5 protein-coding genes are annotated in these 5,550 nt (G+C 49.9%); 1 reads left to right on the top strand and 4 read right to left on the bottom strand.

The window, feature by feature from the left end; all coding sequences use genetic code 11:
• The first annotated feature begins 594 nt into the window (after window positions 1-594).
• A complete protein-coding gene (locus tag CLOSYM_RS22075) occupies window positions 595-1,209 on the top strand; it encodes a DUF6273 domain-containing protein (protein ID WP_021643208.1) in 615 nt (204 codons plus the stop codon).
• A gap of 131 nt (window positions 1,210-1,340) precedes the next feature.
• Here CLOSYM_RS22075 and mobQ read toward each other — a convergent pair whose 3' ends face one another.
• From mobQ to CLOSYM_RS17935, 4 genes are all read right to left on the bottom strand, one after another.
• Complete coding sequence (gene mobQ / locus CLOSYM_RS17925) at window positions 1,341-2,747, bottom strand: MobQ family relaxase (protein ID WP_003498388.1); 1,407 nt, start codon at window positions 2,745-2,747, stop codon at window positions 1,341-1,343.
• Window positions 2,748-2,892: 145 nt separating this feature from the next.
• On the bottom strand, window positions 2,893-3,288 hold the full coding sequence (locus CLOSYM_RS17930) for a DUF3847 domain-containing protein (protein ID WP_003498390.1): 396 nt from the start codon (window positions 3,286-3,288) through the stop codon (window positions 2,893-2,895).
• An 84-nt stretch (window positions 3,289-3,372) separates the two neighbouring features.
• Window positions 3,373-3,543, bottom strand: coding sequence for a transposon-encoded TnpW family protein (locus CLOSYM_RS22545; protein ID WP_003498391.1), 171 nt, complete (start codon window positions 3,541-3,543; stop codon window positions 3,373-3,375).
• Between the two features lie 80 nt (window positions 3,544-3,623).
• Window positions 3,624-5,462 (bottom strand): recombinase family protein, encoded by a 1,839-nt coding sequence (locus CLOSYM_RS17935; RefSeq protein WP_003498393.1) that lies wholly within the window; start codon window positions 5,460-5,462, stop codon window positions 3,624-3,626.
• Window positions 5,463-5,550 lie beyond the last annotated feature (88 nt).

A 5,550-nucleotide genomic window follows, 5' to 3' on the forward strand; every position in this document is an offset into this window, starting at 1 on the left:
GTCCCTTACGAGCTTAGCAGCGCGATGCATTTCATGAAGCGTTTTGTCAAGTGCTTTTTTGAATTATTGACGCAAACTTTTTCAGAGCGGCGGAAAACAGGCAGGAAAAAGGGGCGCACAACACGCCTGTGGACGTTTAGAAGCCGTTTTCGAGGGTAGGTGATATAAAACCCTTACCCTGTCTGTTTTCGCTTCTGAAACGCCTTAAAAATCAAGCCTTTTTGCCCCCTATTGCGTAACACTCCATTCTGTTCTTTGGAAGAGGTCGGGGGTGCGGGGGCAGAGCCACCGCAAAACCTAACGATAGCCGCCGAAGTAGTGCAGACGGTTTTGCCGTTAGAATGGAGCGGACGAAAACGGGGCAGGATTTTTTTATCCTGTTCCCCGTTTTCGGCGGCGAAATGACAACGGCAAAAATCCAGACAGTCAAGGGTTTAAGGGTGGAGATTTTTTCGCGCTCTTTGCGAAAAAATACTACCCGCCCCTTGACGGTCTGGATAGGCGGAACGGACGGAAATGCAGATTGCCTTTCCTTATTGGCTATGGTATAATTTTTCCAGTACACACAGACAAACTGGAAACGAAGGGAAAACTATGAATAAAATTACTGTTACTATAGGTGAGTATCCACAAAATTGCGGGCTTAAAAAAGAACCGATTGAATGGATTGTTCTAAAAGAAGAAGATAGCCGCTGCCTATGCATCAGTAAGTATTTGCTGGACTGTAAACAGTATCACACTATTGCAGGAAAAATAATATGGCATGACTGTACTCTGCGAAATTGGTTGAATAACGAATTTTTAATGTCGGCTTTTTCGCCCGAAGAGCGAGAGCGAATTCTTCTTACAGATGTGATAAACCCTGCAAAGAATACACAAGATTATATTTTTCTATTAAATATTGATGAGGTGGAAAAATACTTCGATGATTATACGGAAGATTATGTTGCTTATGAAGAACGCGGAGCAGTTACAACCACTTATGCGCGAAGTCAGGGGGCATGGTTTTATGATGAAAAAGACGAGTACGAAAATAAAGGTTGCTGGTGGCTGCGCTACCTAGGAAAAGATTACGAAAAGGCAGAGGGGAAATATGATTATATAAGCTGTGTTAATTTTGATGCGTATATTGAACGTGCAGCGCAAGGGGTAGAAGAAATGTGCGGTATCCGCCCCGCATTTTGGCTCAGGAGAAACTGGACTGCCTAAAATTTGTGTCACTATGTTACATTGTCTTAAAAGTAGGGGCATAGAGGTGCTTTAACTTCCAATTTATCTGGCTGTTAAACCGTGAAAACAGGGCAGCGAGGGCGGCATTGATTATCCCGCCGCCCTGTCCGTTACCGCTCCATATCCTGTGTCCTGCGTTGTGCGTGTTCCCGCTGTTCCTGCCGCAAGATACTGTAAACGCTCTTTCGTATCTGCTCGGCTTCTTTCACTTCCCCTTTGAGTACAAGATACCGCTGATTGAGCGTTTTCCGCTCGGCGGTCAGTTTGGCATATTCCTCTTTCCATGCCTTTGTCGGAATGGTGGTCTTGCCGTTCATCACGCCTTTCAGATAATCCCGCGCCGCCGCAAACAGGATTTGCTCGGCTTCTGTCAGCTTCTTTTTCCCCTTGTACTTGAAATAAATATCCGATTGTTCGATGTGCTTTTTCAGCGTGGCAAGCCGTCTTTCAACGGGTTTCAGCTTGCCTTGAATGTCCAGTTGTTCCCCTATCATGGACTTGAATTTTTCATCAAGCCCCGCCATATCCTGTATCTGGTTTTGTTGCAGGAAGTTCAGCATTTTCGCCGCGTCCTTGAGGTTATACAGCGATTGGGAAACTCCCGATTTCCCCGCCTGTGCCTTGCGTGACAAAATGCGCTGGATGTAGTCGGCAAGGGTGGGCGGCTCGGTGTTCGCCTGTTCCTCTTTTAGCCAGTTCTGCAATTTAGAGATACGCGCTTTCAGTTGCCGCAATTTCTGGTTTGTCACTTCGATTTCGCGGTTGAGGTCGCCGCGCTCGGTGCGGATGCCGCGCTTCTCCATAGCGGAAACGGCAACGCCTAAATGGACGGTGGGGATTTGGTCTATCCCCTGCCGCTCATAGGAGCGGTGGTCTATGCGTTCTGTGTGTCCGTTCTGCTCTAAATGCTGATTGCAGATTTGCGCCCACGCCGCCCGCCATTCCTCGGCTTTGGTCTGGTCGTTCCAGTCGGTAGCGGGTACGGATTTGCATTTGTACTGCCGCTTTTTTCGGTCATAGATTTTGTTCCCGTCTTTGTCAAGAATGTACTCCTTTTTCTGCTTCGCGCCCCACTCGCCGCTTTCCTCAAAGGGGCGCATGGTCAGCATGACATGGGCGTGGGGGTTGCCGCCGCCTGTGTCGTGTACGCAAATGTCAGCGCACATTCCCGCCGCCACAAAATGTTTTTTGATATACTCTCGCACAAGGGAAATGTTCTGCTCCCTCGTCAATTCTGCGGGTAAGGCAAGTTCGATTTCCCGCGCAAGCTGTGCATTTTTTGCTTTCTCGATTTTCTCCACTTCGTTCCACAAAACCGCCCTGTCAGAGAAAGCGGCGGGGGCGTGGTCTGGAAGTAAAATCTCGGTATGGACGACACCGCCCTTGCGGGTGTAGTCGTGGGTTTCCCCGTCAAAGTCGTTTGTGATTTTCTCCCCCGCCCGATAAGCGGCGGCGGCAACGGCGGATTTGCCCTTGCCCCGTGATATGATTTTGATACTGCAATGGTAAATCGCCATGTGCCGCGCTCCTTTCTGCGGGTAACTCCCGCCGTTTCCTTTTGTGCCGACAGGCACAAAACGCCCTCGGCAGAGCGCACGATACCACATTCATGTGGTATATAAGTGCGCCCTTGCTAAAAGCAAGGGTAGGGGCAAAAGCCCGTTACCCTTGCGCCGCGCCCCCGTTCATGCTCCCGCCTGTGCCGCCCTCGTGGGCTGTATGGGCGGTTTTGGCGGCGGGGCGGGTGTTTCCCTGTGCCGCTGTTTCCGCGCCCTCTGTGGCGGCTCTGGCGGCGTTCTGGGCGGTCATTTCGTCCAACAACTTGCGCCCATGCTCGGCGGCTACGGTCTTTTCAAGGAAAGTCTTGAATTGCTCCTCGGTCAATGGTATGCTGTCGGGGATAAGGCTTTCAAAAAGCCCCATGCGGCGGCAGAGGCGTTTCGTCCTGTCCTTGCGCTCCTGTGCCTTTTGCTCCTGCACAAGCTGTCTGCGCCTGTTTTCAAGCTGTCGGATTTCTTCCTCAATCCCCGCGATTTTTTCCAGTTTGGTCTTTGGCATATCTGAAATGCTCCTTTCGTTTTTTGGTGTGGAATGGATAGGATAGGAATGGAATGGATTTTTACAGAAAATCGGTTTCCCGTTTTATTCCTGCTTGTCGGCAAGTATCATTTTGAGTAACTTGTCGCGGAATGTTTCTGTGCTGCTGTGGTTGAAAAACAGTTCCGCAACAATGGTCTGCCCGTTCCTCTGTGTCGTGATAATGCCGTCTGGTTTTCTGGACGGCGGGGTGGGCGTTCCTCTCGTTTCCGTCATTCGGTCAACTCCTTTCTTCGGGCGCGAAAAAGGGATTTCCCGTAATTGGAAAATCCCTCTCGGCTGTCGGTTATTCTGTTTTACTGTGCGGCGGCCTGCGCCTTTTTCCTCGCCCGATATTCCCGCGCCTTGATACGGTCATACTCCCGTTGCTTTTCAAGGTTTCGCGCCCTGTATGCCCTTGAATAGTTCCGATGATAAGCGCGGCTCTTTTCCTTTTGGGCTTCTTCGATTTCTTCCCGCATTTGTCGGATTTCCTGTTCTGTCGGCTCGGCAAGCTGTGTCACTTCGTTCTCAAATTTGCCGATATGGTTGAAGTATATCCCGATATGCTGAATGGCGTTTTTTGCCCTTTTCCGGTCGCGCTCATGCACTTCGATTTTGCTGATAAACTCGTTGAGAATGGCGGGGGTAAGTTCGGTAAAGTCGGCATAGCGTTCTGTCAGTTTCACAAACCTCTGCGCCCGTCCACCCGCGTTCTCAAAAGCGGATAACTGCCCTTGGATTTCTTCAAGTTCCGCTTTCAGCGTGTAGTATTCTTCCGAATACTTCCGCGACATCTGCTCATAGCGGTCTTGCGGGATAGTGCCTAAAGCGTTGTCCTCATAAAGTTTATCCAGTACCTTTTCAATCTGTTCAAGCCGTGTCGTGATTTGGGGGATACGTTTCTGCTGTTTCTTCGTCTTGTCGGTCTGCTGCATGGCAAGGCTCTTTTTCACTAAGGCTTCAAACTCCGCCCTGTTGCTGATGGAGTATTCCGCGATTTTCTTCAACACGTCCGCCACGGTCTGCAAGAGTAAATCCGCGTCCATGATGTGCGGGGAATGGCACTTCGGGTTTTTGGCTTTTCCTTTGTGGTATTCACTGCAATAGGCAACGTGCCGCTTGCCGCCGTTCCTGTAATCTATGCGTATGTGCATTTTCGCGCCGCAGTCCTTACAGAAAAGCAAGCCCGACAAAGGGTGGATTTCCCCGTCACCGTTGGGGCGTTTGACGGGGGCGTTTTCCAAAATCCGCTGTACGTTTTCAAAATCGGCGCGGTCAATAATCGGCTCATGCACATTTTCCGTAATGTGCCACTGGCTCCTGTCTACATAGTGGTTTCTTTTGTCGCGGAAATGCTTGGTCGTTTTGAAGTTCACCACGTCGCCGCAATACTCCTGCCGCGTGAGGATATGGGTTAAGGTGGCTTTGTTCCATTTGTAGCGGTTATCTTCATTGAGCGTCTTGTTTTTACACGTTCCCCGCCCCCGGTCTTTCATGTAGAAAGTGGGCGTTGGGATTTGCTCGTTTTTCAGAAATACGGCGATTTGGTTTCGGTTCTTCCCGTCAAGGAACAGGCGGAAAATAAGGCGGACAACTTTCGCGGCTTCTTCGTCAACAATCCAAAAATCCTTGTTGTCGGGGGCTTTGATATAGCCGTATGGGGCTTCGGTGGCAATCGGCTTTCCGCTCATGCCTTTGGTCTTAATGCCCGTTTTCACTTTCTTGCTGATGTCCTTTGCGTACCACTCCGACATGATATTGATGAACGGCGCAAACTCCAGCGTGTCGGGCTTCTCGCTGTCTATCCCGTTGTTGACTGCGATAAAGCGCACGTTGTTCCGTCTGAAAATCTCCATTGCGTTTCCTACTTGGAGATAGTCGCGCCCCCAACGGGTCATATCTTTCATAATGCACACGCCGATTTTGCCGTTTTCCACGTCCTCTATCATGCGGGAGTAAGCGGAACGGTCAAAAAATCTGCCGCTTTCGTCATCATCAATGTAGTGCCGGATATTGGTTAATTTTAACTGTCTGGCATAGCTTTCCAGAAATTTCTTCTGGTTCTGTATGCTGTTGCTCTCGCCGCCGTCCCTGTCCTCGTCCCCTACGGAAAGCCGGGAGTATAGGGCTGTGATTTTACTGTAATCGTTCATGTGCATATCCTCCTGCGTCAATATAGGTGTTGCTTACAGTTAAGATTATGCACCTCACAGAGCGGGAGCGTGCTCCGCAGACTTTATC

Source organism: [Clostridium] symbiosum ATCC 14940, assembly GCF_000466485.1.
Lineage (GTDB): Bacteria > Bacillota > Clostridia > Lachnospirales > Lachnospiraceae > Otoolea > Otoolea symbiosa.